Annotated in this window: 4 protein-coding genes; 1 reads left to right on the top strand and 3 read right to left on the bottom strand. The window is 71.3% G+C overall.

Annotated features, from left to right (window positions below; genetic code table 11):
- From VNT59_RS18180 to rodA, 3 genes are all read right to left on the bottom strand, one after another.
- Positions 1-1,029: metallopeptidase TldD-related protein (locus tag VNT59_RS18180; protein ID WP_325500721.1), on the bottom strand; the 1,029-nt coding region annotated here is incomplete at its 3' end.
- A 46-nt stretch (positions 1,030-1,075) separates the two neighbouring features.
- Complete coding sequence (locus tag VNT59_RS18175; RefSeq protein ID WP_325500719.1) at positions 1,076-2,308, bottom strand: response regulator; 1,233 nt, start codon at positions 2,306-2,308, stop codon at positions 1,076-1,078.
- A gap of 34 nt (positions 2,309-2,342) precedes the next feature.
- Positions 2,343-3,497: a rod shape-determining protein RodA gene (gene rodA / locus VNT59_RS18170; protein WP_325500717.1), complete on the bottom strand. Its 1,155-nt coding sequence runs from the start codon at positions 3,495-3,497 to the stop codon at positions 2,343-2,345.
- A gap of 135 nt (positions 3,498-3,632) precedes the next feature.
- Here rodA and VNT59_RS18165 point away from each other — a divergent pair.
- On the top strand, positions 3,633-4,206 hold a 574-nt coding region (locus tag VNT59_RS18165), incomplete at its 3' end, for a YqiA/YcfP family alpha/beta fold hydrolase (protein ID WP_325500715.1).

Raw genomic sequence — 4,206 nt, 5'->3', positions numbered from 1 at the left:
GTTCTGCCGGTCCTGCAGGAATCCGACCAGCACGCCGTCCTCGATCAGCACGGTGCGGTGGCTCGGCGTGCCCTCGTCGTCCACGGTCAGGCTGCCGCGGCGGTCGGGCAGGGTGCCGTCATCCACCACGGTCACGCCCCTGGCGGCGATCTGCTGGCCGAGCAGCCCGGCAAAGGCGCTGGTCTTCTTGCGGTTGACGTCGCCCTCCAGCCCATGCCCGATCGCCTCGTGCAGCAGGATGCCCGGCCAGCCCGGGCCGAGCACCACGGTCATCTCGCCGGCCGGCGCCGGCCGCGACTCCAGGTTCGTCAGCGCCGCCGTCACGGCGTCGTTGACGTACTCCTCGATGCGCGCGTCGTCGAAGTAGGCCAGCCCGAAGCGGCCGCCGCCGCCGCCCGAGCCCATCTCGCGCCGGCCATGCTGCTCCGCGATGACGGTGACCGACAGCCGCACCAGCGGCCGTACATCGGCCGCGATGGTGCCGTCGGCGCGTGCCACGAGCACCACGTCGTATTCGCTGGCGAGCCCGGCCATCACCTGGGCGATGCGCGGGTCCTTGGAGCGGGCCAGCTGCTCGGTGCGCTCCAGCAGTTCGACCTTCGCGTTGCTGTCCAGGGTGGCGATCGGATCGAGCCCGCCGTAGAGCGAGCGCGCGCCGGCGACCTTCTTCGCGCCGGCCCGCACCCGGCCCGCGCCCCGCGCCGCCGCGATCGTGCGCACCGTGCGCGCCGCGTCCATCAGCGAAGCTTCGGAGATGTCGTCGGAATAGGCGAACGCCGTCTTCTCGCCGCTCACGGCGCGCACGCCGACCCCCTGGTCGATGCTGAAGCTGCCGGTCTTGACGATGCCTTCCTCCAGGCTCCAGCCTTCGCTGCGCGTGTACTGGAAATACAGATCGGCATCGTCGACCTGGTGCACCCGGATCTCGGCCAGGGCGCGCGACAGATGCGTTTCGGTCAGGCCGAAGGGTTCCAGCAGCAGACGCTGCGCCGTTGCCAGGCGCTCGAGAGTGGGTTCGCGGGAGATCATCGCGCGCATTCTAGACGTGCCCCGCTGGACCCGCTCGCAGCCAAGCTCAGCTGTCCCGGGGTTGCCGGCGCACCGCCGTCACGCTGACCGGCGAGCCGTCCGGGGCCTGCGCGGCGAGGGCCGAATTGACGTCGACCGCGGTGCGCACCGCGGCAGCGTGCGCGTCGCGGGCCGTGCCTTGGCGTGCCACCGTGTCGGACGCCAGGCCGGTCACCGCACAGACCTCCACGTCCTCGCTGCGCCCGCGCAGGGCGAGGAACGCCGCGCCGCCGGTCTGCACGCCGGCGCCGGCACGCTGCAGCACGGCGCGGCTGGCCACCACCGTCCAGCCCAGCTCCTTGCTGGCCGCCTCCAGCCGGGCCGCCACATTGACGGCGTCGCCGATCACGGTGACTTCGCTGCTGTCGCCCGCGCCCAGCCGGCACAGGGTGACCTCGCCGGCGTGCAGGCCGATGCCGATCGCGAACGGGGGCAGCGCGCGCCCGGCAAAGCGGCGTTCCACCCAGTCCCGGAAGCGGTGCGCGGCCACCGCGATGCCGAGTGCCGCCGCCACCGCGCGCCTGGCAGCCGGCGCCGTGGCGGGCGCCTCGTCGGTGAACACCGTCATCAGCCCGTCGCCGATGAACTTCAGGTGGGTGCCGCCGTGGCCCAGCGCCGGACGGCAGGCGTGCTCGAAATAGGCGGCGAGCAGTTCGGCCACCTCGGCCGAACCGAGCTGCTCGGCCAGCGCGGTGAAATTGCGGATGTCGGCAAACAGCACCGTCGCCTGCAGCTGCCGGTCCGCGATCGCACCGGCCTCGGGCGCGAGGCCGTACTCGTCGGCCCGCTCGGATGCGGACGGGCCGGCGATCGGCTGCCGCAGCACGGCCAGCCGCGCCTGCACCGCAGCCTCGATGCTGTCCTCCACCCGGGCCTGCTTCTTCAGCAGGGCCGCCACCGCGTCGAGCAGTTCCGCCGGCGCGACCGGCTTGGCCAGGTAGTCGTCGGCCCCGGCCGTCATGCCGCGGCGCACACTCTCGCGCCCGTTCCTGGCGGTCAGCAGCAGCACCGGCGTGGCGGCCAGCGCCGCGTCGGCCCGGATCGCCTCGACCAGGCCGAAGCCGTCCAGCCCCGGCATCGTCACGTCCGAGATCACCGCATCCGGCCGTTCCGAGCGCACCAGCTCGACGCCGGTGCGGCCGTCCCCCGCTTCGAGCGTCTGGTAGCCGTGCTGCCGCAGCAGCTGCGCCACCCGGCTGCGCAGGGCGGGGTCGTCGTCGACGATCAGGAGCGTGGTCATGCCGGCCGCGCGAGCGTCGCCTTGGACGGGTGCGTCAGGTCTGCACCAGGCGCCGGCTCTTGGCGATGGACATCAGGATGCCCAGGCCCATGCCGAGCGTCACCATGGCCGTGCCGCCATAGCTGATGAACGGCAGCGGCACCCCGACCACGGGCAGGATGCCGCTGACCATCCCCATGTTCACGAAGGCATAGGTGAAGAAGATCATCGTGATCGCGCTGGCCAGCAGGCGCGAGAACAAGGTCGACGCTTCCAGCGCGATCGCCAGGCCGCGCAGCACCAGGAAGATGAAGCCGGCGATCAGCAGCAGGTTGCCGACCAGGCCGAACTCCTCGGAATAGGCGGCGAAGATGAAGTCGGTGGTGCGCTCGGGAATGAACTCCAGGTGGGTCTGGGTGCCCTGCATGAAACCCTTGCCGAACACGCCGCCGGAGCCGATCGCGATCATCCCCTGGATGATGTGAAATCCCTTGCCGAGCGGGTCCTTGCTGGGGTCGAGCAGCGTGCAGATGCGCTGCTGCTGGTAGTCGTGCAGGATCGGCCAGCGAAAGCCCTCGGCGCACAGCTGCGACTCGAACACGATCAGCAGCACGGCGCCGGTGAGGCCGACGATCACCGGCGGCACGATCAGCTTCCACGGCAGGCCGGCGAAGAAGATCACCGACACGCCGGCGGCGAGCACCAACACCGCCGTGCCCAGGTCCGGCTGCTTCATGATCAGCCCCACCGGCGCCACCAGCAGCAGCGCCGCCACGACGAAATCGAGCCGGCGCAACTGGCCCTCGCGCTTCTGGAACCACCACGCCAGCATCAGCGGCATGGCGATCTTGAGGATCTCGCTGGGCTGGATCACCATGCCGACGTTGATCCAGCGCTTGGCGCCCTTTTTCGTGATGCCGAACACGGCGACCGCGATCAACAGCGCGACGCCGACGGTGTAGACCGGCACGGCCAGGCTCATCAGGCGCTGCGGCGGCACCTGGGCCACGACGAACATGATCACCGCGGCGATCAGCATGTTGCGGCCGTGGTCGACGAAGCGGGTGCCGTGGTCGTAGCCCGATGAATACATCGTCAGCAGCCCGGCGCAGGCGAGCAGGAAAACGGCGAACGCCAGCGGCCCGTCATAGCCCTGCAGCGACGGCGTCAGGCGCTGCAGCAGCGGCGGTTTCTCGAATACGGCGGCCATGGCGCGATTATCGGGGCTGGCCGTCCCGCGGCGGGGCCGCGCCGGCGGGAGAACCCCGCCCGGCGGGGCCTTTGCCACGGTTTTGCGGGGCCCGGCGTTGGGATGGTGCGACTGCGGCGGCGGTACCATCCCGCCGTGTCCACCACCCACCTGCTCTATCTGCATGGCTTCCGCTCGTCGCCGAAGTCGACCAAGGCCCGGATCGTGGCCGCCCGCATGGCCGAGCGCCATCCCGAGGTGCACTGGTGGTGCCCGCAACTGCCGCCCTCCCCGCGCGCGGCGATGGGCCTGGTGCTGGCAGGCATCGCCGGCTGGCCGGCCGCCACCACGGCGGTGATCGGCTCGTCGCTGGGCGGCTTCTACGCCACCCACGTGGCGGAAACCATCGGCTGCCGTGCCGTGCTGCTGAACCCGGCGATCGATCCCGCCCGCGATCTCGGCCGCTTCATCGGCGAGCACACCGCCTGGCACGACCCGGCCGAGCGCTTCGTCTTCGAGCCGGCCTTCGTCGACGAGCTGCGCGGGCTGGCCCACGGCCCGGTCGGCCACCCCGAACGCTATTTCGCCGTGATCGCCAAGGGCGACGAGGTGCTGGACTGGCGCGAGATGACCGGACGCTACCAGGGGGCGCGGACCAAGCTGCTGGAAGGCGGCGACCACGCCATCTCCGACTTCGAGCGGCACCTGCCCGAGATCTTCGACTTCCTCG

This window comes from Ramlibacter sp., assembly GCF_035554825.1.
Taxonomy (GTDB): domain Bacteria; phylum Pseudomonadota; class Gammaproteobacteria; order Burkholderiales; family Burkholderiaceae_C; genus Ramlibacter.
This window is presented reverse-complemented; position numbering and strand designations above follow the sequence as displayed.

What these genes read in the sequence shown, in the direction of transcription:
- VNT59_RS18175 (WP_325500719.1), bottom strand. Translation starts at nt 2,308, where the DNA reads ATGACCACGCTCCTGATCGTCGACGACGACCCCGCCCTGCGCAGCCGG.
- rodA (WP_325500717.1), bottom strand. Translation starts at nt 3,497, where the DNA reads ATGGCCGCCGTATTCGAGAAACCGCCGCTGCTGCAGCGCCTGACGCCG.